This window comes from Acetomicrobium sp. S15 = DSM 107314, from assembly GCF_016125955.1.
GTDB lineage: Bacteria > Synergistota > Synergistia > Synergistales > Thermosynergistaceae > Thermosynergistes > Thermosynergistes pyruvativorans.
In genome coordinates this window covers 1-327 of record NZ_JADEVE010000139.1, presented here as the reverse complement: position 1 = coordinate 327, position 327 = coordinate 1, and the positions used below count along the sequence as shown (strand labels likewise).

Genomic DNA, 327 nt, shown 5'->3' with positions numbered 1-327 from the left:
TTCCAATTTATAGAACCGGGCCCGGTGGTCTTGGTGTCTACCGCCCACAAGGGAAAGGCCAACGTAATGACGCTGAGTTGGCACACGGTAATAGACTTTACGCCACTTATAGGCTGCGCTGGTTCTCCGGCGAGAAGGCGCGCATCGATTCTACGGTCTCGTCGAAAAATTCCACTCTCAAGGGATGGCGCAAGCCCGGATCGAAGAGGTCCACTATGCCCCCTCTCACCACAAACTGACCGGGTGCCCACACCACATCGACTCGTTCGTAACCGGCTTCGGAAAGCCACCTGATGAACCTGTCTCGCCCTACCTCTTCTCCTACTG

Annotated in this window: 1 pseudogene; it reads right to left on the bottom strand. The window is 56.0% G+C overall.

Annotated features, from left to right (window positions below):
• Nucleotides 1–106: 106 nt before the first annotated feature.
• A pseudogene (locus EZM41_RS03455) lies at nt 107–327 on the bottom strand (hypothetical protein); the annotation flags it as partial.